Source organism: Nonlabens sp. (assembly GCF_051251825.1).
In the GTDB taxonomy this organism is placed as follows: Bacteria; Bacteroidota; Bacteroidia; order Flavobacteriales; family Flavobacteriaceae; genus Nonlabens.
In genome coordinates, this window is record NZ_JBPOGG010000002.1 from 1 (window position 1) to 24,287 (window position 24,287).

A 24,287-nucleotide genomic window follows, 5' to 3' on the forward strand; every position below is an offset into this window, starting at 1 on the left:
CCAAACTTATTTCAATAAAAAATAGAAAAAAAATAGAAAAAAATCGCAACAACCATATTAACAATTACTTACACCCTGAAAAAAATCTGGATTATTTGGAGAATAATAAAAACGACTATTAACAAAGATGTTTTTGAAGAATAAAAATTTAATCAACGTACTAGTTTAATTTATGTCAATACTAGATTAACCTACAATTTGACTTGGAAATAACTTAGTCTAATTAATAATGCTCATGTAAAAAGTGCTAAATTAAAAACCTCATTATTAATAAAACTGTTAATAGCCTAAGCGGCTTTCTCGTAATCGAAACAACACTAAGCAACTGGAAGATTAAATGTAAATGTGCTTCCCGTATCCTGTCTACTGATCACTGTAATCGTAGATTTATGTAAGTCCAATATTTTCTTTACAATCGCAAGACCTAAACCGGCACCGCTTTTTGCAAAACTCTCACTGGACTGTTTGAAACGTTCAAAAATACTTGATTGCATTTCTGGTGGAATTCCTATTCCAGAATCATTAACCATAATATAGCACTCTTGACCAGATTTTTCCAGCTCTAATTTTATAGATCCATTTTGAGGTGTAAACTTCAACGCATTATCAATTAGATTTTGTAAAGCTCGTTCTATCAAGCTTAAATCAGCATATACTAATATGTTCTCATTATTTTGGACTACCAAGCTTAATTCTATGTTCTTTTTCTTTGCGAGTATATCATATTTAGAAACTAAGTCCAAACACAAATCTGTTATGGAAAATTGCTCCATAAGTGGTTCTATTTGCTTAGCTTCTAGTTTAGAATATTCAAATAGTTGTTCAACGAGATTAGTTAGTTTATCACTATTAGAACTTATCACACCAAGATATTTATGAGTTTCTTCTTTAGTGAGTATATCAGATTTTTCTTGAAGCGTATCTGCATATCCCTTTAATACAGCTAGCGGTGTTCTTAAATCATGGGAGACATTTGCAATTAACTGCCTGCGCAATTCGTCAACAGATTTTATTTCTTCTAGGTTAGCGTTAATAGTATCTGCCATATCATTAAAGGTATGCGCAAAAACAGCGACATCAGTTTTCTCAGGTTCTTCAATTCTTGCTTTGAGATCACCATCTTTAAATCTACGAGCAACTTGAGTTATAGTTCTCAAATTCTTAGTAATAAACCATATCAAGACGAAACCTATTAATAAGGTAAAGAATGTGGTTAAAGCAATTGCTCCTAATCCAAAACTTTTTATATATTTATTAAATATATTACTACTTGCAAGTTGATAAGCTTCTCCAGAGAGTATGATATATATGTAACCGTTTCTTCCATTATTTTCAAACGGAGCAACTGAGAAAATTTTTCTCTCTGAGCGATCTCGTGGATCATCACCTAAACAAAACCCCTTATAGTCTGAGGCTATAAAATCTGTAATGGGTTTTGTATCTACAAACTCTGATGGGTCTTTAGGGTCGTGGTCCAACACTACTGAATGTAAAACTTCACCATCAATTCCCAGTAAGTAAACTTCAATGCTTCGATTTACCGCCATCATATCGTGCATCAAATCTCCAAAAACTTCTTTATTCACACTTCCATCCTCTAAAAACGGTGACGCATCAGCAAATTTCTCATCGATGAGATGTTGTGCAAGTGGTCCATTAATCTCTTGCTGTGTGGCTAGGTGATGCTGGTTTGAAAAATAACCAGTTACTAATATGTAACAAGCGGCCATTCCTAATATTAATAAGGAAAGTCCTAACCATAGTTTAAAAACCAACTTAGGCGTTAATGTAGATTGCTTACTCATATCTATATCTCTTCATTAAATCGATATCCAATTCCCCAAGTAGTCAATATATAAATAGGATTCCCCATATCTGGTTCTATTTTAGCTCGCAGTCTATTAATATGTGAATTAACGGTATGCTCATATCCAGAGAAATTGTAACCCCAAATCATATCCAGTAACTCAGAACGGCTATAACTACGTCCTGGATAATTTGCGAGTAAAACTAATAAGTCAAACTCTTTAGGAGATAATTCAACTTTCTTATCCTCTAACGTAACACGTCGCATTTCAACATTCACTTTTAGATTACCAAAATCCAATTCAGCTGTTTTAGAATCATTGCTTTGTTGTTTTGCGGCATCACCTCTTCTCATTACCGCTTTAGCACGAGCTTTTAATTCACGTATGGAAAAAGGTTTCGTGATATAATCATCGGCTCCTATTTCCAGACCTAGGACCTTATCAATCTCTTCAGTCCTTGCAGTAACCATTATAATAGGAGTGTTTTTAGTTTTACGTAGTTCCCGACACACTTCTACTCCATTTAATTTAGGAATAGATAAATCGAGTAGTATTAAATCATAGTCCTTATTCTGTGCCTTTTCAAGAGCACTTAAACCATCATTCACACTTTCAACCTCAGCATTGAGGTCTTTCATATGTATTTCTAGTAGATCTACAATCTCTAGATCGTCCTCTACTATAAGTATTTGATTTGCCATAAGATAAAAATGCGCAAAGTTTATCACAAAAACATCACACACATTGGGATAAAAGTTGATAACTACGTGACCTTGATGGGACAAGATAATCATTAGTTTGTATTGTAAAATAATCAAACACACAAACATGAAAAAGTACTTAGCACTAATTGCAGCTGCAACATTAACATTTACCAGCTGTAGTAACGATGATGACAACAGTGGCAACACGACCACTAGAAATTTGACAATTGACCTACAAGGTCTTGAAGACCTAGGAAACGGTTTTGCTTATGAAGGCTGGATAATGGTGAACGGTTCTCCGGTAACAACTGGTGTATTTACAGTTGATGATTCTGGTAATTTAAGCCAAACCACTTTTGCCGTTGACGCAGCAACACTAGATGCAGCAACTGCATTTATTCTAACTATTGAACCTAGCCCAGATACAGACCCAGCACCAGCAGATTCTAAATACATTGCTGGAGAATTTACAAATGACACTGCAAGTTTAACGACTGATTTTGGCCCAGCACCAGGAGATTTCACCAATGCTAGTGGTAGTTATTTCTTAAGAACTCCTACTGACGAGACTGGTATGAATAACGGAAATGACACTAACGGTGTATGGTTCGGTCTTCCTGGGATGCCACCTACTGCAGACTTTAATCTACCTACACTACCAGCAGGATGGGTTTATGAAGGTTGGGTTGTCGGTGATGCTGGTCCACTTTCGACAGGAACGTTTAGTGATTTCTCAACTCAAGATTCTGGAAACGGTTTCTCAGGAACTCAAAATAATGTGGGACCACCAGTACCAGGTGAAGATTTCTTTAATAATCTTCCAGCTGGTGAATCGTTACCATTTAGTGTCGTAGGTCGTAATGTAGTAATAACCGTAGAACCTGTACCTGACAACTCACCAGCACCATTTACATTAAAGCCATTAGCTTCGATTGCAGGAACAGACACTGCTCCTAACTCACAATCATTCAATAACAATGTAGCAAACTCTTTCCCTACTGGAAGTGTAAGCAGATAAGAAATAAAAGACAACTTTGGTTGGTTAGTTTGAAGTGCCTCTCGAATCTATTGATTCTGTGAGGCATTTCTTTTATATGTTATTTTCTCTCTTGAGACTTATGTAAGGATGTTTGAGATACGCTTTCGCGAAAGCGTAACCACGAGCATACTTGATTCTAAACGTCTCTATAGCAACATAACCTAATATCGCACAACCAGCGAGCATAATAGCCAGCGGTAATAAAGAAACCGTCACATAACTGGAAACAAACCAGCTCGCAAAAGAACCAAAAATCATACTCACAGCACCTACAAATGCACTCGCACTTCCTGCACGCACCGTAAAAGGTTGTAGCGCCAATGCCGTAACGTTGGGATTTTGAAAACCTATAAAAGTCATCATTAAGAACAATGAAGGATATACTACCCAAAACTCAGGAGTAAAAAAGAACACATGGGTTAATAGGAATAAAGTAGTCATCACCAGTAGCACACTCACCACATAGGTGATTTGAAAAGTGGTAAAACGCCTGAGAAAAAAGCGATTAAATTGACTACCAGCAATAAGCCCAGCGGCATTACTACCAAAGATGATAGCAAAATCACTTTGCTCCATCTCAAAATAATCCAGAAATATAAAAGGTGCAGCGGCAACATAACCCAGCAACGCGCCTATTACAAAACCGCGAGCAGTAGAAAACAGGAAAAAAGCTTTGTCCTTATATATAGTAATGTATTCTCTTAACACAGGAATGGGATGCAAACTGGTCGCACGATTAGGCTTTGAACTCTCAGGTAGTATAAATAAGACATTGAATAGCATGAGCGCTGCAAATCCTGCAAGTCCATAAAAGATCATGTCCCAGTGATAATGCTCTATAATAAATCCACCTATGGTAGGTGCGATAATAGGTGCCACACCCATAATAAGCATGAGTGTGCTCAACACCTCAGCTACTTTTTCATCTTCAAATAGATCTCTCACTATCGCTTTACTCGCCACCATTCCAGCACAAGCGCCTAAGGCCGAAAAGAATCGTAAGGTCGCAAGCGATGAAACATCCCATGCATAAGCACTTAAAAAACTAGTAAGTATATAAAGAATTAATCCTGCAATCAGTGGTTTACGTCTACCATAGCGATCCATAAGTGGACCATAAGCCAGCTGGCCTAGTCCTATTCCTATAAAGTAAGTAGTAAGTGTGAACCCTATAGCACTGGTATCTACTTGAAAATCTCCAGCAATTTGTTTAAAAGCAGGTAAGTAAGCATCTATAGAAAATGGTCCTATAGCTATAAGTGTTCCTAGCACTATAATAATGCTGGTCTTTCTCCCTTTACTTACGTTATTTCTATCCACTGTTTTCACGGCGCAAAATTACTTTTTTAAACAAGGTTACCACACACAATTAGGAAAGGTTTACAATTTTATAAGCTCAAGATATATTGTACTTTTAAGCCAAAGTTGATAAACATGAAAAAGACTATTGCTATCGCATTGCTAGCTATTGGAATCTATAGCTGTAAAAACACAGCCAAAACAAATGACAACGTCATTCTTTCTACCACTGAGCAAATCGCCCAAACCGCTGGAATGGAGAATTGGGATGCCATAAAAGAAGTGAAATTCACTTTTTCAGTAGGTAAAATGGGCCAAACTTTATACGCTCGTAATTGGACATGGAATCGCACAACTGGCGACGTGACACTTATTGCACCACCAGATACAGTGAGATATAATATCAACAAACCTAAGGACACGATTCAAACCAGTGCAGATCGTGCTTTTGTAAATGATATTTATTGGTTGATTCCCGAGCTTAAATTTATGAGCGATAAGGGAACTAGAATCATAGAAAAAACAGGCGCACTTGCTCCTATTTCTAAAGACAGTCTCGACATGTTCACCATAATTTATAGTAATGATGGTGGTTACACTCCAGGAGATGCTTATGATGTCTATTATGATCAAGAGCACAATTTGCGTGAATGGGTTTACAGGCAGCAAAACGATACGGTAATAGGGATGATGACCACATTTGAAAAATTTGAGACCATTAACGGTATTAAGGTAGCAACAGATCACCGCACGCCAGACCGCATGACTCGCATACATTTAACTAACATAGAATTCAATAAATAATGGAATTCAATACTTCTAGAGATTACGCTTTACAATTAGACCAGGAAGATGTTTTATCTCGCTTTCGCGAAAGCTTCCACATACCAAAGCATACAGACGGAACAGACTCTATCTATTTATGTGGAAATTCGTTGGGATTGCAACCACGCCAGACCAAAACATTCTTAAATCAAGAACTAGATGATTGGGCACGACTAGGTGTAGAAGGACACTTTCACGCAGCACATCCATGGATGCCGTATCACGAGTTTCTTGCAGAGACTACAGCACAAATCGTAGGAGCAAAACCGCATGAAGTCGTGATTATGAATACGCTCACAACTAACCTTCATTTGATGATGGTCAGTTTTTACCAACCTAAAGGCAAGCGCACTAAAATCATCATAGAGGCAGATGCTTTTCCTAGTGATCGTTATGCAGTTGCCTCTCAGGTGCAATTTCATGGCTATAATGATAAAGAAAACATTATCGAGTGGTCACCTAGAGCTGGCGAACACACACCTAGATTAGAAGACTTAGAAACCATTTTAAAAGAACAAGGTGATACCATTGCACTAATCATGGTCGGTGCGGTTAATTATTATACAGGTCAGTTTTTTGACTTGAAAAAAATCACAGAGCTAGGACATGCCGTTGGAGCCATGGTAGGATTTGACTGTGCTCACGGTGCTGGTAATGTAGATTTACAATTGCACAACTCTGGAGCCGACTTTGCCGTGTGGTGTACTTATAAGTATATGAATTCAGGACCTGGTAGTTTAGGTGGTTGTTTTGTGCATGAACGTCATGCCAGTAATTCAGACTTACCACGATTCACAGGTTGGTGGGGACACAATAAAGACACACGTTTTAAAATGCGTGATGACTTTGAACCTATGCACGGTGCCGAAGGCTGGCAACTGTCCAATCCACCTATATTAAGTATGGTAGCGATAAGATCAAGTTTAGACTTATTTGCTCAGGCAGGATTTGATAATCTAAGAAAGAAATCCCTCCAACTCACCAACTATTTAGAATATCTAGTAGGTGAATTAGATGGCGACCGCATCTCTATTATAACTCCAGAGAACCCAAAAGATCGCGGTTGTCAATTATCGCTAGCCGTAAATAATGCTGACAAATCATTATTTGAAGCCATTACCGCAAAAGGTGTTATTGCAGACTGGCGTGAACCAGACGTGATACGTATCGCACCAGTTCCTTTATATAATAACTATGAAGATTGCTGGAGATTTGTGGATGTGTTGAAGAGTGAGATGTGATTTTAGGAATAATGTAAAAAACGAAATATCAGTTCGAGCGCAGCCTGCCTGCCGGCAAAGGCAGGTCGAGAACAGGTTTAATTCTCATAATTAATAAAATGCTCAATCAAAAAAACTATTCACATTGTAAATTCAAGATAACTTGGAAGACAAAAATTTAAAAATATTAGAGGAAATCAATCAATCTTTAAAGGAAATTAATATCCGACAGAAAATTGACGAAGAATTTCTCGAAACAAATAAAATAATTGAAAAAGTAGATAGGCGCGTTGAACATTCTACAAATCAAATTCAAAATAGCTTTGATAGGATTCACGACAAAGTATTTAATTTCAACAATATTTTAATTGGAGCTTTTATGGTTCTTGGAACTTTTCCAAGTGAATTACCTATAATAAACCTTTGGACAGTTTGCTTCCCCATCGCTAATCTGATTTTCCTAATTTGTTTAGAAATACGACAAATGGGAATCCATCGATTTACGGCTCACGAAAAAGAATGGACCGTTATAGAAAGAGAAAATTATGGAAAGAAAGTAAATAGTCAAAACCTACTATCTTTATTGTCATTTGGATTATCCTTTGGATGTCTGATTTATCTAATAATTAAAATAATTTGAAAGCACTATTAACAATATTAGACCTATGCAAGGACTGGTGTCTTCATTTCTATAATCTCAAATTATTAATTCTATTTACTGCATACTCAGCACTTAATGAAAACAACTAACAAAAAAACAAACATCCTTATCACTGGCGCTGGGCTATGTGGTTCACTACTTGGACTGCGACTGGCACAACGAGGCTATCATGTAGATATACTTGAAAAACGACCAGACATGCGCAAAGCTATTGTGGATGGTGGACGCTCTATAAATTTGGCATTATCTGATCGTGGACTGGCAGGATTAAAACTGGTAGGTCTAGAAGAAAAAGTACGCGAGCTGTGTATTCCTATGAATGGTCGTTTGATTCATGATGTAGAAGGAAACACCTTTGCCTCTAACTATAGTGGTCGTGATGGAGAATATATCAATTCGATTTCGCGAGAAGAACTCAACAAGTTGTTACTCGACGAAGCAGATAAATACGAAGATGTTCAAATAGATTTTAACGATGCCGTTACTGCGGTAGATTTAAAAAACGCATCGGTAACCTACCACGATTCTGAAACCGATACCGAGAAAGAATGGAAAGCAGATATCGTTTTAGGAACTGATGGAGCTGGATCTGTAGTGCGCAAAGCGATGATGAAACAGCGTGACTTCTTATTCTCGCACAGTATGAACTGGTTGCCGCACGGTTATAAAGAACTCAGCATTCCGCCTACTGAAGATGGAAAATGGCGCATCGAGAAAAACTTCTTGCACATATGGCCACGTGGTGGTTTTATGCTCATTGCTTTACCTAATCTAGACGGTAGTTTCACACTGACTTTATTCATGCAATATAATGGCGATGGACCAGCGTTTAACAAGATTAAGACAGACCAAGAAATAACCGATTTCTTCACGACATATTTCAACGATGTGATGGAACACATTCCAGATCTTGTGGAGCAATACAAGACTAATCCTGCTCCACCGCTAGGAACGGTGCGTTGTTCTCCATGGACCGCATATGGCACTAGTTTGATTATGGGCGACGCTGCTCACGCCATCGTACCGTTTTATGGTCAAGGAATGAATGCCAGTTTTGAAGATGTGGTAGTGTTTGATGAGATGCTTGACCAGTACGAAATTTGGGCTGACGCATTCAATGCGTTCTCTAAACTTAGAAAACCAGATGCCGATGCTATTGCAGATCTTGCTTTGGACAATTTTGTCGAGATGCGAGATAGCGTGGCAAATCCTAACTTTCAATTGAAAAGGCAAATCGAGATGCGTTTAGAAGCAGCTTTCGCGAAAGCGGAATACCAATCAAAATATTCCCTTGTAACTTTCCCACAAGATGGAATAAGCTATAGAGAAGCCATGCTACGAGGACGTGCACAAGACAAAGCAATTTTATGGTTGCTAGAAAACGATAAGATTAAAGTAGAAGACGATTTAAACGATTTATTAAAAACCATCCAGCAAAAAACCGAAGAGGTGTTGTGGTTGCGAGGATAATTTAAAATACGAGAAGCAGCCAACCTCAAAGGTCTCCAAGACCTGTGAGGTTGGCTACTTAATAATAAAACAACAATGGCAGTATTAAAAGATAAAGCAAGACCTAGAGGGAAGTATCCACATATCAAGCGCGTGGGCGATTTCTTATTTGTTTCAGGAACCAGCAGCCGTAGAGCAGATAATACATTTGCAGGCGTAGAAGTGGACGAGATGGGAACTACCAACCTTGATATTAAAGCACAAACCGCAGCAGTTCTAGAAAACATAGATTCCATTCTACAAACAGAAGGCGCTTCTATTAAAGATGTTGTTGATGTAACTACGTTCTTAGTAAATATGAACGATTTTGGTGGTTATAATGAAACCTACGGTCAGTTCTTTGACTTTGACGGACCTACCAGAACAACCGTTGCCGTACATCAATTACCTCATCCTCATTTACTGATTGAAATTAAAGCGATGGCTTATAAACCATTGTAATCAGATTCAATTGAAAAAAACATCTCTTTACATATTAATAGTTTGCTCTGTCTTTTCTTGCAAAGATGTCAATGATTTAAACGGAAGTTGGATTGTAGTCGATACAAAATTTGAATATCAAGAGAAAGCCGATACTTATGAAGTAGGTGCACCACCTGGAAACAAAATTCTTTCTTTCGAAAATGGGAATTTCCAGCTTCTTTACTCTGGCTTCGGAGTTATTCCGGAACAATTTCAAGGAACAATGCAAGTTAAAAACAACCGTTTTCTCTTCGACGGTTCTGAAGACAGTTCAGAACTGAAGCAGAAAAACTCAAACATTATAGAAATTCATTCAACCAGTAATGTTGGACATAATTATATCGAAACGTATAGACGCATAGCTGACTCGTTAAAACATAATGCTATTGATTTTTCATTGGTTCATAAAAATTATATCAGACAGTATGAATCATATAAAGACACAGTTCATTTTTTAAATGACTCTATTTACACTAGTAGTTCTTGGGCAAATGGCAGCGATAACAATTTTAATTATCATAGATTTCAACATAATGGTTTTGATATACTTTTTACAGACAAGTATCCACCATTCATACTCAAAAATAAAGCTAAAGACACTATTTATATTTCTACATTTTCTAAAGAAAAAGAAGATTATGTAATGACTGAAATTCGAAATGATAAATAAAACATCTCAAAATGGACATTAAAAACTTCATCAATAACGACGAGTATATCCCACTAAGTGGATTATGGCTCGATAATTATGAACCAGCAAGCGGTATCGTTTATGGGCAAATCCCTAACTCAAACGAAGATGATATTGAAAAAGCATATCAAGCTGCAAACGCTGCTTTTAAAGGTTGGTCCAATACCAGTATTGATGAACGTTCTAGAATCATGTTGCGCATCGCAGACTTGATTGAAGAGAATCTTGAAGAACTCGCCGCAGCAGAATCTCGTGATAATGGAAAACCATTATGGCTTGCTACTGCAGTAGATATACCGCGTGCTTCTTCAAACTTTCGTTTTTATGGAAACGCAATTACTCAATATTCAAGCGATGCTCATGAAAGCGTAGGTAAAAACACGATGAATTTTACTATGCGTAAACCTATAGGCGTAGTAGGATGCATCTCGCCTTGGAATTTACCTTTGTATTTATTCAGCTGGAAAATTGCTCCGGCGATTGCAGCTGGAAATTGTGTCGTGGCAAAACCTAGCGAAGTCACTCCAGCAACTGCTTTTTTACTAGGCGAAATCGTTAAAAAAGCAGGATTACCAGCTGGTGTTCTTAATATAGTACACGGTTTAGGTGGCAGTTGTGGTCAAGCGATTGTAGCGCATCCAGGCATTAAAGCTATTAGTTTTACTGGTGGAACCACGACTGGCGAGCACATCGCTAGAACGGCTGCGCCTATGTTTAAAAAATTATCGCTAGAACTAGGTGGTAAAAATCCTAACATCATTTTTGCCGACTGTGATTATGATAAAATGCTCGCCACTACCCTACGGTCTTCCTTTGCAAATCAAGGGCAAATCTGTCTTTGTGGAAGTCGTATTTTAGTGGAACAATCACTTTATGAGAAATTCAAAAAAGACTTTGTTGCTCGTGTAAAACAACTCAAAGTTGGCCATCCAGATGCTGCCGACTCTAAACTAGGTGCTGTGGTTAGTGCTGCTCATAGAGATAAGATTTTGGATTATATCGCTTTCGCGAAAGCGAATCCCGAAGAATACAATATACTATCTGGCGGAAACTCGTTACTCATAGAAGGTCACGAAGGTGGTTATTATCTTGAGCCTACTGTCATAGAAGTCCAGTCCAATGATTGCAAATTGAACCAAGAAGAGATTTTTGGACCAGTCGTAACCATCATGCCTTTTAAAGATGAATTACATGCACTAGAACTTGCAAATGGTACTCGTTACGGATTGAGCGCTACTTTATGGACTAGCGATCTGAGTCGTACCATGAGAATGAGCAACGAGCTAGAAGCAGGAATAGTTTGGGTAAACACGTGGTTAAATCGTGATTTACGCACACCTTTTGGCGGTGTAAAAGACAGCGGTGTAGGCCGTGAAGGCGGATTTGAAGCTTTAAACTTTTTTACAGAAGCTAAAAATGTTTGCATTGAGTATTAATTAAAATATCTATTGTATTTTTAAACATGCAACTTTCAGAATTAAAAATTAAAATCATTAGACTTATTGAATCTCAAGAAGATAAAACACTTCTTGTAGAAATGCTAGAACGACTTAACGAAAGTGAATCTAATTCTCACGTAGTGAGTGATGTTACAGCAACCTATTCAATAGGAAATAATTCTGTTAGACCCGATGCTGCTTATTTCCAGCAACTAGATATAGAACGTCAAGAAATTATAGATGACCCGAGTAAAGGAATTGATCAAGAGACAGCGATGGGTCTAATTTTTGGCGATTAAAATGGCATTCAAGATTACCTTTTCTAAAAGGGCAGTAAAAGAGTTAAGCAAAGCCTATTTATATTATAAGGAAAAGAGTATCCCAACAGCGGTAAAATTTGAGATAGAAGTGAAAGTGAATCTTAAATATTTAAATCGAGATCCTCATATTTTCAAAAAGTCAACCGAACCTTATCGCGAAATTTACCTCGGCAACTTCCCCTTTTTATTAATTTATTCTATTATTGAAAATGAAGTTATTATTCAATCAGTATTCCATACTTCTCGTAATCCAGATTATAAACCATAGCATTGATTAACTACCACACCATTATCATAGGCGGCGGCGCTGCAGGGTTTTTTACAGCAATTAACTTATCTGAACGATTACCTGATGCAAGAATCGCTATTCTAGAACGCGGGAAAGAGGTGCTTCAAAAAGTACGCGTTTCTGGTGGTGGACGCTGTAATGTCACTCATGCCGAGTTTATCCCTAAAGAATTGTCTTTGAATTATCCGCGTGGTGAAAAAGAATTGTTAGGTCCGTTCCATAGTTTTATGACAGGTGATACCATAGCCTGGTTTGAAGAACGTGGCGTGTCGTTGAAAATTGAAGATGATGGACGCATGTTCCCTACTACAGATTCTTCGCAGACCATTATCAACTGTTTTCTAGAACTTACCCAGAAACACCATATAGATATTCTCACTAGTCATAACGTAACTTCTATACATATAGAAGAAGACTGGAACGTTTATACTAAAGAAGAACAATTCACTTGTAAAAACCTAGTCGTTACTGCAGGAAGTAGCCCTAAGGTTTGGGAAATGATGCGTGGTTTAGGTCACTCGATTGTTAGAGCTGTTCCTTCTCTATTTACCTTTAATATCATAGACAAGAAAATCACGGAACTTGCGGGAATTGCTCTTGAAGCTCGTGTTGAAATACCACAATTAAAACTAGAATCTCAAGGACCATTATTAATTACGCATTGGGGATTTTCTGGCCCAGCGATTTTAAAAATGAGCGCTTGGGGCGCACGAGAATTAAATGACTCGGATTATAAATTTGATGTGGTGATCAATTGGTTGAATTATATTTCTACTCAAGAATGTTTTGAAACCTTAGTGGCGCAGCGTTCTAGCAAAAGACAAGTTGGCAATGAATGGTTATTTGATGTTCCTAAAAGGCTTTGGAAGTTTCTTGTAGAAAGCATCAACCTTAGTGATAAAAATTGGGCAGACTGCTCTAATAAGGACTTACAAAACCTTGCTACTATTCTAACTGCAAGCTCATTTTCTATAAACGGAAAAAGCACTTTTAAAGAAGAGTTTGTGACTGCCGGTGGTGTAGATTTGAAGGAAATCAACTTTAAATCATTTAGCTCGCGTAAGCAAGAAAACCTATTTCTCGCTGGAGAAATCCTTAACATAGACGCTATCACTGGTGGCTTCAATTTCCAAAACGCATGGACCGGTGGATGGATGATTGCCCAATCTATTAATAGCTGATAGTTAGATATTTAATATCTTTACACAAATGTTAATTCTAACAAATTCACTTATGTGTTTGTTTGAAAAAGCATTTTGTAGTTCCCGTAAACTATGAAAAATTATTTTCACATCATATGTAATTTACTTTTAGGCAGTATTGCTCTAGGGCAGAGTTTACCTATGGAAATTCCTCAAGGGAACGTGAAAATGATTAGGGATTCTGTGACTACTATTGATAATAACTTACTTAATTCTTGGCAGCGATTTCATGATAATGATTACCATCATTACAACTCTTCGCAACGAGTAGATAGCTTATTTCATAGACAGTGGTTGCTCACCGCAACAAGTCCTTATAGACAATCTGTTACTACTTATGATCGTGATAAATCTGTACTCCATCGGGAATGGTATGATCATGTACTCGAGTATAAGTTTAAAGAGAACTTTGTTTATTATGAAAAGGACGTGCTTCAGTTTTATGAGGTAAAGAATGTTCCATTTGTTCATACTATAAAGACCAGTAATGATGAGATAAAACCATTTTTAAGGTTTAGTAATGATTATAACCGTAAAGCATATTTTGAATATAACGATTCAAATGATATGACCTTTGAAATGAGTCAAGACGACTTTTTTCAAATGGGTAAATTCTATCATGAGTATGACCTCAATGGTAGACCATCATTAATCAAGTATTTCCAGAATGGTCAGTGGTTATGGTCTGAAGATCATGAGTATGAAGGTGAGAATACATCACTAACTTTTCTTTTCCTCAATGTTAAACGATTTCCTTTTCTCATAGAAAAAGAAACACGAGTACCTGAAGATCACATAGTAGAGCTAGAATACAGTACCATTCCTAAAGGTAGTCTGTATAAAAGACCACGTTCTAAAAAAGTGATTCAAAAAGATAAGAACGGTTTCGTTTTAGGAAACGAGTACTGGTTCAACCTACCAGTTTCTATGTTTGAATATGAATTCAAGAAAAAACTATCTAATCAATCAACAGATAAAAAAAACCAACTCACAAAATCAACTAGTCTAGAGGAGCAAAAAACTTTTACTGATAGCGTCATAAAAGATGCTCAAGGTAGAATGATTGAATTCAACTCTTACAGTGATTTATATAATACTATACTTGAAAAATATCTTTTTACATATAATGAGCGTGGTGACATCATAGAAATAAAATCATTTCAATATGATTTATCAAATCGAGTACCGGTAGAGTCTGTGATAACAATTGCATACACTTATGACAGTACTGGAAACTGGACACAACAGATCAAATCCATAAACGGAAAACCTACCTTCAAATGGGATCGCAAAATCACCTATTATAACGATTCTGTAACTTCTAGATAACACCACACCGCAACCGATTGCGTAATCTTATTTATAAAATCGGCTTTAAAAAGGCAGCATTTCTTAACTTTAGCTTTCAAACTTTTTACATTGAATAAGAAAACCATACTCATGATTCTCGACGGCTGGGGAATCACACAAGACCCTAAAGTAAGTGCTATAGCACAAGCTCAAACTCCATTCATAGACAGTTTATATGAGAACTATCCGCATGCGACTTTGCGTACTGATGGTGAACATGTAGGATTACCAGACGGACAAATGGGAAACAGCGAGGTAGGCCACATGAATCTAGGAGCTGGAAGAATTGTTTATCAAGACCTAGCAAAAATCAATAAAGCTATTAAAGATGATACGCTTAAAGATGAGCAAGTTCTTGTTGATGCACTCGCTTTCGCGAAAGCGAATTCCAGAAAAGTACATTTCCTAGGATTATTATCTGATGGTGGTGTTCATGCACATATCGATCATTTAAAATCGTTGCTAGATGTAGCCGAAAGTCAAGAATTAGAAAATGTTTTTATCCACGCTTTCACAGACGGACGTGACGTAGATCCTAAGTCTGGAGCTGGACATATTGCAGATCTAGAACAGCACATTGCGGGAACAAATGCACAACTGGCTACGGTTACAGGACGTTATTTTGCCATGGATAGAGACCAGCGCTGGGAACGTGTTAAAAAGGCATATGATGTAATGGTTCACGGAATAGGACAACCATCACACGACGCTGTAAAATCTGTAGAAGATTTTTACAATCAAGGAGTTACAGATGAATTTATTGAACCTATAGTGGTTCTTAACGGTACAGAACCGGTAGCAACCATAGAAGATGGAGACGTAATTATATTTTTTAATTACCGTACTGATAGAGGTCGTGAATTAACTCAAATGTTATCTCAACAAGACTACCACGAGCAAAACACACACGCACTCGATCTATATTACGTGACCATAACTAAGTATGATGACAGCTATAAAAATGTAAAGGTCATTTTTGAAAAAGATAATCTAGTGAACACACTAGGTCAAGTACTTTCTGAAGCTGGTAAAACGCAAATACGTATCGCCGAAACAGAGAAATATCCACACGTGACGTTTTTCTTTAATGGCGGACAAGAAACACCATTCAAAGGAGAAGAACGCATTATGTGTAATTCACCTAAAGTAGCGACTTATGACTTGCAACCAGAGATGTCTATAGAATGCGTCTCTGGAAGTATCATTCCAGAAATCAACAATCAATCTGCTGATTTTATATGTCTCAACTTTGCAAATCCAGACATGGTAGGTCATACAGGTTCTATGGAAGCAGCCGTTAAAGCTTGTGAAGCCGTAGATCAAGCGGCTCATGATGTAATTACTGCAGCCATTGAACAAGACTACACCATTATCGTAATCGCAGACCATGGAAACTGTGAAGTCATGCTCAATCCAGATGGATCTGTAAACACAGCACACACGACTAATCCTGTGCCTATAATAATGGTAGATAAAGACTTAAAAGAAGTAAAAGATGGAATCTTAGGTGACATCGCTCCTACCATTTTAAAGTTAATAGGTGTTCAACAACCTAAAGAAATGACTCAAAATTCCTTAATTTAACCTCATGAAAAAGATCCTACTCCTATTAACCGTTATAGTAATGGCTTCTTGCGGAACGCAAAAAAAGACGACCACTACGACCACAACAACTACAACCACAGATGTTCCAGCAACTCCTACTCCACCTAAAACGCCAGTTTTAGTTGATGGTAATCTATCAGGAATCCAAACCAAAGAAGCTTTTATGCAAGCTCCATTTGACAGTTGGTTTACTTCAAGATATGAAGCTTACACACTAGACGACGACACAAAGAAAGATCTTAAGAAAGCGATGAAAGATGTTGAAATAAGAGCTTATATGGGTACGTGGTGTGGAGATTCTAAACGTGAAACTCCTAAATTTTACAGATTACTAGATGAGATAGGATTTAAAGAAAAGAATCTTACCATGATTACTGTGGATCGCTCTAAGAGTAAACCAGTAGATTTAGTGTCTGGATATGACATTAGACGTGTACCTACTTTTATATTTTACCGTGATGGTAAAGAAATAGGTCGTTATGTAGAACGTCCACGTGAGAGTCTAGAGCAAGATATTTTAAAAATCGTCACTGGACAGCCTTATAAGCATTCTTACGATAATTAAAAAAGCATATTTTATTTTAAAAATCGGGAAGCCTTTGCTTCCCGATTTTTTTTTGAGATCAACCTATGTTAAAAAATAAAAGAAGACATTTGTATTAATGACGGCATCTATTAACCATAACAACTTTCTTAAATACGCATTAATAATTTGCTGGTTAATCACGGCTGTTGTTGGCTATCATGGATTTTTTGAAGATCATGAGCTTTTAACTGTATCACTCTTCAACATTAAAATTCCAGAGAGTTTCATATTCTTAAGCGCCATTGTAATGTTTCTCTCGCCTATAATTGCCGTTCTTACTAAACCAGTTACAGGTAAATATCTATTTGCACTTGGTGTCATTACCTATGGTATTATATGTATAGGTGATGTGCATAGAATTACGCCTTACATGATTGCTTACTTTTCTTTATTTGCTTGTTTTACATTTCTTAAACAAGATAGGCACATATTCTACACCGCACTGTTATTTACTATTAGCGGAATTTATATTTTCAGTGGTTTACATAAATTCAATACTACTTTTATAACAGACGTTGCTCCTCGATTTTACTTCCATTCTTTGCCTATTTCTTATGATATAAGAATGGGTTTTTTCATGGCGGCTATTGAGGTTTTACTTGGTATTCTATTATTTTTTAAAAAAACCAGAAAACCTATTACGGTGATACTTATCGTTATGCACTTAGTAATCATGTGGAAGCTTAGCCCATGGAAACATGGCTGGAATTACATAGTAATTCCATGGAACTTGATAATGATGTCAAGCCTTTTTTACATATTTCAACAATCTAATAAATTAAGATTTAAAATAGGCTCGGGACGTTCTGTTTTTATAGGACTTGCAATGGTAATTTGGATTATTCCTGGATATTCACAATTTTTCTATGTCCCAGAAAACATATCAATGAAATTATACTCTGGGAAAACCATTCCTGGTTACATAAGTTTCACAGAAAAAGTGCCCCAATTTGAATCGATGGACGCACAACCTAAGAAGACCTATATGGTCATTTTTTTAATGCAGTTATCCTTAGAGGAAAGAGGAATAGGTTTTAATCCTGAGGTTGTATATTATGAAAAAGTGTTTTCCCGCTTCCGCGAAAAGTACTCGTCAACAAATCAGTTGCATCTAGAAAGTTATAAGAAATTTAAAAACGAACTGCCATAACTATGAGTGCTATCAATCTCAAACAAAAACTCAGTCTATTTCAAGAAACGTGGACGCCCAAAATTATAGGTGAACTCAACGGACAACAAGTGAAACTAGCAAAACTACAAGGCGAGTTTGTATGGCACCAACATGAAAATGAAGATGAACTATTCTATGTGGTAAAAGGTCAATTAATCATTGAATTACGAGATAAAACAATTACACTTAATGAAGGTGAAATGTATATCGTACCTCGTGGAGTAGAACACAAACCTATCGCCCGTGAAGAAGTACATGTAATGCTTTTTGAACCTGCAACAATAGCTCATACCGGTGATGTAGAACATGAATTGACCAAGGATAAGCTGGACTGGATATAGTTATTGGGTTATTGGAAAATACAATTTCCAGGATATTTCCCATTTTTCTTAATCTTCATTTTACTTTTATTTTTATAAAAGTCATTTTTATATTAAACTGTTCTCGAAATGCCTATGCCTACGAGCAGGCTGCACTCGAACTGAAATCGCTACTTGGTTTTCTTTTTGATTTTGATTTTGATTTTTTAAAGCCATCGCCTAGGGAATTCCTATTTTTGCACTTTATTACAATCTATGATAATTATTAAAACCGCCGAAGAATTAGAAATCATGCGTCGTGCGGCGCACATGGTAAGTAAAACACTTGCTATGGTCGCTGCCGAGATCAAACCTGGTGTCACTACATTAAAGCTAGACACTATGGCTGAGGAGTTTATCCGTGACCATGGAGCTATTCCAGGCTTCAAAGGTTTGTACGATTGCCCGAGTACTTTACTTATTTCTCCTAACGAAGAAGTGGTTCACGGTATCCCTAAAGATGTCGCCATAAAAGATGGTGATGTACTTTCTGTAGATTGTGGAGCTATAGTAGATGGTTTCTATGGAGATCATGCTTATACATTTGCCGTAGGTGAGATTCCTCAAGAGACTCAAGATTTATTGGATCGTACTAAAAACTCTCTTTACTTAGGTATTGAGCAATTCCGTAAAGGAAATCGTGTGGGCGATGTAGGTTACGCGATACAGAATTATTGTGAAGGATTTGGTTATGGTGTAGTACGTGAACTTGTAGGTCATGGACTAGGTCGTACCATGCATGAAGATCCTCAAATGCCTAATTATGGGAAACGAGGACGTGGAAAAAAGTTTGTAGAAGGAATGACGGTTGCTATAGAACCTATGATTAATCTTGGAACTAAAGATATCAAGCACTATCCTGATGGCTGGACTATAAAGACAAGAGACATGAAACCTAGTGCACACTTTGAGCACGACGTGGCAATAGTAGACGGCGAGCCTCGTTTATTAAGTACGTTTGATTACATCTATGAAGTTTTAGGAATCACCTCAAATGAAGAAGATCCTTATCGCTGGCCAGAAAATTAATTCAGAATTCTAAATTCTGAATTCTGAATTAAAACCACCTTGAAAAAACTCTTTAAATTCTTTCTCAACCTCATCCCTAGACCTTGGCTCATCAGCATGAGTTACTGGGTACGTCCTTTAATGGCATGGTGGTATCGTGGAGAGCGATATACAGATCCTATTGATGGGAAATCTTTTAAGAGCTTTTTACCTTATGGTTATGGAAACGTGAGAGAAAATGTGCTTTCTCCTTCTACACTTTCTCTGGAACGCCACAGGCTTTTATGGTTGTACCTAAATAGAGAAACAGACTTACTGACTCGTTCTCAAAAACTATTGCACTTTGCACCAGAGCAGTGTTTTTATAAACGTTTTCGCAATAGCGATATCATTCAATACACGACCACAGACCTACTTTCTCCACTTGCAGATGTTAAAGCAGATATTTGCAACCTGCCGTTTGAAAATGACAGTTATGATTTCATTCTATGCAATCATGTCCTAGAACACATTCCAGACGATGAAACCGCCATGAAAGAATTGTATAGAGTTTTAAAACCTGGTGGAAAGGCGATTTTGCAAATTCCGCTAGAGAACGATAGAACCGTTACGTTTGAGGATGATTCTATTACAGATAAGGTGGAACGCGCTCGCATTTTTGGACAGTATGACCACGTGCGTGTTTATGGAATGGATTATTTTAAACGACTAGAATCTATAGGTTTTCAAGTACAAGCTGTGGATTATACCGCACAATTATCTCCAGAAGATGTCGATCGTTACAGACTCGCAAAAGGCGAACTTATTCCTGTAGTTACAAAACCGGCGAATTAATATACTGGTTGAAACCTGGAGTTAATTCAAACCTCAACATTCCGTTCTCATCTATGTACATGATAAGTACTTCTATCTCAGGAATATTCTTGAGTAAAGTTCTCGATTTATTTAAAGGCATGGCCATGATTGCCGTCGCATAACCATCTGCAAGTGTGCAGCTATTTGCGATAACATTTACTCCTATCACTTGAGAAGGTTGTGCTTGACCTGAAATAGGGTTTACAGTATGTACATACTCCACTCCTGTTGTTTTATCTACTTTAAACTTTCGATAGTTTCCGCTTCCTGCCATCGCTTTATCTTGTAAGTTAATTGCCATGAGCGGTTTAGTATCTTGAGGACCACTTTTAGGGTCGTTAATACCAACTAAAAACTTCGCGTTATTTTCAAGATTCATTCCTTTAGTGATTACCTCGCCACCTACTTCAACAATGTAGTTTTTCACACCTTTTGAATCCAGCATTCTAGCGATATAATCAACGAGCGTACCTTTTGCAATGGCGTTATATTCTAAGTACATTCCTGGTTGCTGGCTCGTAACTTTATACTCGTTTGCTGTAGATGTATCGCGTATGTCCATTTTATAAAACCCTACATATTGCAATAGACTATCTATTTCTTGCTGTGAAGGGATCTTATCTTGTTCTCCTTGAGACCCAAAACCGTATGCATTTACCAAGTTACCGACTGTAGGGTCAAAATAACCATCGGTTTTACGGTAGATTTCTTGTGCTGCGTCAAATACTTCTTTAAACGCTTTCCCTACCACTACTGTGGTGTCGCCAGCGTTAATCTTATTAATTTTAGAATCTGGAACCCATGTGGACATGCTCTGATTAAACATATCGATGATGTCACTCACGTCTGGTTTAATTTCTATTTTCTCATCGTGATAAATCTTGATTCCGTAGGTAGTTCCTACAGCGTCACCTACAAAAACTTGTGGTATAGTTGGATCTTGTTTAGGCGCGCAAGAAACGGCAACCAGTAAAAGTAGAAGTATTAATTTTTTCATTTGATTTCTATTAAACCTGCAAAATTCACGGTATAATCTTCGTCGTGATGCACTGGGATTTCATAATTCTTAGAATTTGCAATTCCTACTCCAGCATAATATGCACGAGCTTTATACTTTACAGCATGATCTCTCATTTTATTCATGAATGCTTGATCATACTGCACAGGATTTGCAGGATATCGCACAGCACGAACTACTACAAAATGAAGGTATTTATCCTTGAGCGCTACAAATTGCGGATCTTTCTTAGGCTTAGAATTGATAGATAGAAACTCAAATCCTAGTTCTTCCATTTCTTTACCTACTATATTCATGGCTAGTTGATGCAGCTCCTGTTCTGTTAGTGGATTCATGTTGTAAAAATAGTATGTATAGTTTTTAATGCCTTTAAATGAAACTTAAAACTTACTCGAGAATCACTTTTTTGGAAATACTATTTGCACCATCATTCAACTTTAAGAGATATACACCTTTTGATAGCTTACTCAAATCGATTTGATGCTCATTTTTTGAAATTTCCACAGTCATCAAACGTTGTCCTAGCGTGTTGTAAATCTCAACAGTCTCAAGAATCATTTCACTAGGCATTTGAATAGTAATAATTCCGTCGTTAGATGGATTAGGATATAAGGATATCGCTTTCGCGAAAGCGGACTCATTAACACTCAACGTGCTATTTACAAACTCAATTTGAAAACGAGCGACATCGCTGCTCTGTGCATTGCTGTTATCTATAGAAAATGAATAGCTAGTAACCGCAGTGGTGTCTAGCAAAGTTGAATTTCCCGTGAAATAATCTTTTAAATAAGCATCCACGCCATTCAATGCCAGTGGTGATATTTGAAATTCATAAGTACCCGTTTGTAATTGAGAGGTGTGCAACTGAATCATTTCACCGTGAATAGGTATTTTTCTTGCAGCAATACTTAACTTATTTTGAGCATCTAGTAACGATAAATTTTCTTCTAAGTTTGTGATTTTGGGTGCATCATTTTGATCGATTGCGTTTGTGAATGTTGTGTCAAACTTTACAATCACACCATCTTTTACAGTCTGGTTTTGAGTTAATTCTATGCGCATCACATCTGGAACGGCAGTAACTTGAACATGAGATTGATCTACGTTTAAATAAGATTCTTTAAAGGTAAAGTCACCTGCATCACCATTTGCAATGATAAATGCTGCCTGGTATGGTTGTAAATAACCATTTATCTGGCTGGAAGAATTTAATGAAAGATCCAGGGAAGTATCATAAGTTACATAAGCACCACGAGATTGTAAATTAGGATCCCAAACGAAGAAAAAAGTAGGTCTAGTTCCTGTAGCGTCCACAGGTCTTCCATTCATATCTAGATTGCTCAATAATCCATCAAGATTAAACGGCGCAGCATACGGATTTCCTATCAAATTAAAATTACCAACTGTATTATTAATTACTGTAGGACTGAAATCACCAGAAATTAAAGTTCCAGTAGCTCTAAGTACTGTCTCACGTTGTGCATTTGCATTTGTAGTAAGGTCAACTTGGCGATCACCTCTTACAAATAATCGATACGGTTTACCATTTTCTATAACATCAGTTGTGGTATTAGTGCTGCTTTGAGCAACCCAAGCTTGATTTGCGTTATCCCAACTATACATGGAAGGATTGTTAGTAGCTGTAATGTCAAATCCGTTTGCGGCTCCATTTGCACCTGTAATGTCGGTTCCAAAACCTACGATGGCTTCATCACCATTTTCTTGCCAGTTTTCATAAATAGTACCGGTAGTTGTTACAGGACTACTCACAAATCTAAATGCTCTGTGAGCACTCATATATACTTCAGTCGTTACTGGTGATGTGAGCTGCAAATCTGTAGGTAAATAATAAGCCGTTTGAGTTGCTGTGCTTTTAAGAGTTAAGGAAGCATTTTTATTATCGATGATAGTTGCACCAGTTCCTGTATGTTTTAGATCTGCGTAGATATCTATTTTACCAGCAAGTTCCAGAGAATTATTATCTGCAACGATTAAGTTTCCTAACTGGCTATCACTGGAGTAAAAAGAGCTATTGTTATTGATAATCACAGTCGCATCTTGAGCCATAAGTGTTCCCAGATTATTTATATCACCGTTTACTGTTACTGTTCTACCACTTGCAATTTGTAAAGTAGAACCAGCAGCGATAGTGATATTTTTTAAATCCATATCACAGTCTATAACCGCATCACCAGAGATGATGTTGAGATTATCTGTTGCTGTTATGGTGTTTAAACAAGGATCAAGATTAGTCCATGTATTATCATATATAAAATTGGACTTTTCAATAAAAGTCATTTCAAATCGGTTGGCATCTAGACTTTCTGGAATGCTATTATCGATTGTAAATGGAATCACTCCATCTATACCATTTCCTATTTCAAAAATTTCTCCGGTATAAGTATCCTTGTAATAAGTAACTAAATTATTTAATTGAAATGCCTGTACCGTAAACACGTAACTTAAAGTTCTATATCTATTATTGAAAAACAAGAGTCGTTCATTATCCTGTGGAATATCCCTACGTTCAATACTTAAATAATCTGTCCCATTTTGCCTTGCAAAAGACTCATCGATATTAAACAGTTTAGGAGCATCAAAGACATCTACACCATTATTATTTCCAGCTTCAAACACTAGAATTAATCCGTCAGCTGCAGACTGTCCATTATTGAATCTCGTTTGATCATATAAATTAATGCGTACTAAGGTGCTTTGAGCAAATAGAACACTGCTGCAAAAGCATAAAAAACAGACCGTTAACAAATGTTTCATAATCAAAATTTGCGCAAAGATACGTGAATGATATCGAGAAAAAGGAACTACAAATTGAGGATGAAATATTAATGAAATCATATCCTTATATT

General features: G+C 37.0%; 24 protein-coding genes. 18 read left to right on the plus strand and 6 right to left on the minus strand.

The genetic code is table 11. The features are described from left to right. Positions 1-317 precede the first annotated feature (317 nt). Together ACSHWW_RS02555 and ACSHWW_RS02560 are read right to left on the minus strand one after the other, a co-directional pair. The gene (locus ACSHWW_RS02555; RefSeq protein ID WP_435680847.1) at positions 318-1,805 is read right to left on the minus strand and encodes a sensor histidine kinase; all 1,488 of its coding nucleotides are present in this window, start codon (positions 1,803-1,805) and stop codon (positions 318-320) included. Between the two features lie 2 nt (positions 1,806-1,807). Beyond that, on the minus strand, positions 1,808-2,509 hold the full coding sequence (locus tag ACSHWW_RS02560; protein ID WP_435680848.1) for a response regulator: 702 nt from the start codon (positions 2,507-2,509) through the stop codon (positions 1,808-1,810). Positions 2,510-2,636: 127 nt separating this feature from the next. On the opposite strand from ACSHWW_RS02560, the gene ACSHWW_RS02565 reads away from it, so the two are divergent. Then, a complete protein-coding gene (locus ACSHWW_RS02565) occupies positions 2,637-3,530 on the plus strand; it encodes an anti-sigma factor domain-containing protein (RefSeq protein WP_435680849.1) in 894 nt (297 codons plus the stop codon). Between the two features lie 72 nt (positions 3,531-3,602). Here ACSHWW_RS02565 and ACSHWW_RS02570 read toward each other — a convergent pair whose 3' ends face one another. Further along, positions 3,603-4,880 carry a multidrug effflux MFS transporter gene (locus ACSHWW_RS02570; protein WP_435680850.1) on the minus strand — a complete coding sequence of 426 codons (1,278 nt, stop codon included), beginning with the start codon at positions 4,878-4,880 and terminating at the stop codon, positions 3,603-3,605. A gap of 105 nt (positions 4,881-4,985) precedes the next feature. Here ACSHWW_RS02570 and ACSHWW_RS02575 point away from each other — a divergent pair, with 105 nt between their 5' ends. The 17 genes from ACSHWW_RS02575 (at position 4,986) to ACSHWW_RS02655 (ending at position 20,381) form a co-directional block, all read left to right on the plus strand. Then, positions 4,986-5,654, plus strand: coding sequence for a selenophosphate synthetase (locus ACSHWW_RS02575; RefSeq protein ID WP_435680851.1), 669 nt, complete (start codon positions 4,986-4,988; stop codon positions 5,652-5,654). Then, positions 5,654-6,916, plus strand: a complete 1,263-nt coding sequence (gene kynU / locus ACSHWW_RS02580) for a kynureninase (RefSeq protein WP_435680852.1) — start codon at positions 5,654-5,656, stop codon at positions 6,914-6,916. Before ACSHWW_RS02575 ends, kynU begins: the two co-directional genes overlap by 1 nt. A 142-nt stretch (positions 6,917-7,058) precedes the next feature. Further along, the gene (locus tag ACSHWW_RS02585) at positions 7,059-7,535 is read left to right on the plus strand and encodes a hypothetical protein (protein WP_435680853.1); all 477 of its coding nucleotides are present in this window, start codon (positions 7,059-7,061) and stop codon (positions 7,533-7,535) included. A gap of 96 nt (positions 7,536-7,631) precedes the next feature. Beyond that, a complete protein-coding gene (locus tag ACSHWW_RS02590) occupies positions 7,632-9,026 on the plus strand; it encodes an FAD-dependent oxidoreductase (RefSeq protein WP_435680854.1) in 1,395 nt (464 codons plus the stop codon). 75 nt (positions 9,027-9,101) lie between these two features. Beyond that, positions 9,102-9,506 carry a RidA family protein gene (locus tag ACSHWW_RS02595; RefSeq protein ID WP_435680855.1) on the plus strand — a complete coding sequence of 135 codons (405 nt, stop codon included), beginning with the start codon at positions 9,102-9,104 and terminating at the stop codon, positions 9,504-9,506. Positions 9,507-9,516: 10 nt separating this feature from the next. Beyond that, positions 9,517-10,197, plus strand: a complete 681-nt coding sequence (locus tag ACSHWW_RS02600; protein WP_435680856.1) for a hypothetical protein — start codon at positions 9,517-9,519, stop codon at positions 10,195-10,197. 11 nt (positions 10,198-10,208) lie between these two features. Beyond that, positions 10,209-11,654, plus strand: coding sequence for an aldehyde dehydrogenase (locus tag ACSHWW_RS02605; protein WP_435680857.1), 1,446 nt, complete (start codon positions 10,209-10,211; stop codon positions 11,652-11,654). 26 nt (positions 11,655-11,680) lie between these two features. After that, on the plus strand, positions 11,681-11,956 hold the full coding sequence (locus ACSHWW_RS02610; RefSeq protein ID WP_435680858.1) for a hypothetical protein: 276 nt from the start codon (positions 11,681-11,683) through the stop codon (positions 11,954-11,956). A 1-nt stretch (position 11,957) separates the two neighbouring features. Further along, complete coding sequence (locus tag ACSHWW_RS02615) at positions 11,958-12,245, plus strand: type II toxin-antitoxin system RelE/ParE family toxin (protein WP_435680859.1); 288 nt, start codon at positions 11,958-11,960, stop codon at positions 12,243-12,245. Positions 12,246-12,247: 2 nt separating this feature from the next. Beyond that, positions 12,248-13,447 carry an NAD(P)/FAD-dependent oxidoreductase gene (locus ACSHWW_RS02620; RefSeq protein WP_435680860.1) on the plus strand — a complete coding sequence of 400 codons (1,200 nt, stop codon included), beginning with the start codon at positions 12,248-12,250 and terminating at the stop codon, positions 13,445-13,447. 93 nt (positions 13,448-13,540) lie between these two features. After that, a complete protein-coding gene (locus tag ACSHWW_RS02625; RefSeq protein WP_435680861.1) occupies positions 13,541-14,797 on the plus strand; it encodes a hypothetical protein in 1,257 nt (418 codons plus the stop codon). Between the two features lie 90 nt (positions 14,798-14,887). Further along, the gene (gene gpmI, locus ACSHWW_RS02630; protein ID WP_435680862.1) at positions 14,888-16,402 is read left to right on the plus strand and encodes a 2,3-bisphosphoglycerate-independent phosphoglycerate mutase; all 1,515 of its coding nucleotides are present in this window, start codon (positions 14,888-14,890) and stop codon (positions 16,400-16,402) included. Positions 16,403-16,406: 4 nt separating this feature from the next. Then, on the plus strand, positions 16,407-16,988 hold the full coding sequence (locus tag ACSHWW_RS02635; RefSeq protein ID WP_435680863.1) for a thioredoxin family protein: 582 nt from the start codon (positions 16,407-16,409) through the stop codon (positions 16,986-16,988). 97 nt (positions 16,989-17,085) lie between these two features. After that, positions 17,086-18,159 (plus strand): hypothetical protein, encoded by a 1,074-nt coding sequence (locus ACSHWW_RS02640; protein WP_435680864.1) that lies wholly within the window; start codon positions 17,086-17,088, stop codon positions 18,157-18,159. Between the two features lie 2 nt (positions 18,160-18,161). After that, entirely contained in the window at positions 18,162-18,521 is a 360-nt protein-coding gene (locus tag ACSHWW_RS02645; RefSeq protein WP_435680865.1) for a cupin domain-containing protein, read from the plus strand. A gap of 234 nt (positions 18,522-18,755) precedes the next feature. Next, a complete protein-coding gene (gene map / locus ACSHWW_RS02650) occupies positions 18,756-19,568 on the plus strand; it encodes a type I methionyl aminopeptidase (protein WP_435680866.1) in 813 nt (270 codons plus the stop codon). 39 nt (positions 19,569-19,607) lie between these two features. Further along, positions 19,608-20,381 carry a class I SAM-dependent methyltransferase gene (locus tag ACSHWW_RS02655; protein ID WP_435680867.1) on the plus strand — a complete coding sequence of 258 codons (774 nt, stop codon included), beginning with the start codon at positions 19,608-19,610 and terminating at the stop codon, positions 20,379-20,381. Here ACSHWW_RS02655 and ACSHWW_RS02660 read toward each other — a convergent pair. The 3 genes from ACSHWW_RS02660 to ACSHWW_RS02670 are packed head-to-tail and all read right to left on the minus strand — an operon-like array spanning position 20,362 to position 24,276. Next, a complete protein-coding gene (locus ACSHWW_RS02660) occupies positions 20,362-21,399 on the minus strand; it encodes an FAD:protein FMN transferase (RefSeq protein WP_435680868.1) in 1,038 nt (345 codons plus the stop codon). The two genes, ACSHWW_RS02655 and ACSHWW_RS02660, sit on opposite strands and share 20 nt — an antisense overlap. Next, positions 21,396-21,755, minus strand: a complete 360-nt coding sequence (locus tag ACSHWW_RS02665; protein WP_435680869.1) for a Na(+)-translocating NADH-quinone reductase subunit F — start codon at positions 21,753-21,755, stop codon at positions 21,396-21,398. Before ACSHWW_RS02665 ends, ACSHWW_RS02660 begins: the two co-directional genes overlap by 4 nt. 52 nt (positions 21,756-21,807) lie before the next feature. Beyond that, positions 21,808-24,276 (minus strand): T9SS type A sorting domain-containing protein, encoded by a 2,469-nt coding sequence (locus ACSHWW_RS02670; RefSeq protein ID WP_435680870.1) that lies wholly within the window; start codon positions 24,274-24,276, stop codon positions 21,808-21,810. Between the last annotated feature and the right edge of the window lie 11 nt (positions 24,277-24,287).

Coding starts and splice junctions, on each gene's coding strand:
- ACSHWW_RS02555 (WP_435680847.1), bottom strand. CDS start 1,805: ATGAGTAAGCAATCTACATTAACGCCTAAGTTGGTTTTTAAACTATGG.
- ACSHWW_RS02560 (WP_435680848.1), bottom strand. CDS start 2,509: ATGGCAAATCAAATACTTATAGTAGAGGACGATCTAGAGATTGTAGAT.
- ACSHWW_RS02565 (WP_435680849.1), top strand. CDS start 2,637: ATGAAAAAGTACTTAGCACTAATTGCAGCTGCAACATTAACATTTACC.
- ACSHWW_RS02575 (WP_435680851.1), top strand. CDS start 4,986: ATGAAAAAGACTATTGCTATCGCATTGCTAGCTATTGGAATCTATAGC.
- kynU (WP_435680852.1), top strand. CDS start 5,654: ATGGAATTCAATACTTCTAGAGATTACGCTTTACAATTAGACCAGGAA.
- ACSHWW_RS02590 (WP_435680854.1), top strand. CDS start 7,632: ATGAAAACAACTAACAAAAAAACAAACATCCTTATCACTGGCGCTGGG.
- ACSHWW_RS02595 (WP_435680855.1), top strand. CDS start 9,102: ATGGCAGTATTAAAAGATAAAGCAAGACCTAGAGGGAAGTATCCACAT.
- ACSHWW_RS02605 (WP_435680857.1), top strand. CDS start 10,209: ATGGACATTAAAAACTTCATCAATAACGACGAGTATATCCCACTAAGT.
- ACSHWW_RS02610 (WP_435680858.1), top strand. CDS start 11,681: ATGCAACTTTCAGAATTAAAAATTAAAATCATTAGACTTATTGAATCT.
- ACSHWW_RS02615 (WP_435680859.1), top strand. CDS start 11,958: ATGGCATTCAAGATTACCTTTTCTAAAAGGGCAGTAAAAGAGTTAAGC.
- ACSHWW_RS02625 (WP_435680861.1), top strand. CDS start 13,541: ATGAAAAATTATTTTCACATCATATGTAATTTACTTTTAGGCAGTATT.
- ACSHWW_RS02635 (WP_435680863.1), top strand. CDS start 16,407: ATGAAAAAGATCCTACTCCTATTAACCGTTATAGTAATGGCTTCTTGC.
- ACSHWW_RS02640 (WP_435680864.1), top strand. CDS start 17,086: ATGACGGCATCTATTAACCATAACAACTTTCTTAAATACGCATTAATA.
- ACSHWW_RS02645 (WP_435680865.1), top strand. CDS start 18,162: ATGAGTGCTATCAATCTCAAACAAAAACTCAGTCTATTTCAAGAAACG.
- map (WP_435680866.1), top strand. CDS start 18,756: ATGATAATTATTAAAACCGCCGAAGAATTAGAAATCATGCGTCGTGCG.
- ACSHWW_RS02660 (WP_435680868.1), bottom strand. CDS start 21,399: ATGAAAAAATTAATACTTCTACTTTTACTGGTTGCCGTTTCTTGCGCG.
- ACSHWW_RS02665 (WP_435680869.1), bottom strand. CDS start 21,755: ATGAATCCACTAACAGAACAGGAGCTGCATCAACTAGCCATGAATATA.
- ACSHWW_RS02670 (WP_435680870.1), bottom strand. CDS start 24,276: ATGATTTCATTAATATTTCATCCTCAATTTGTAGTTCCTTTTTCTCGA.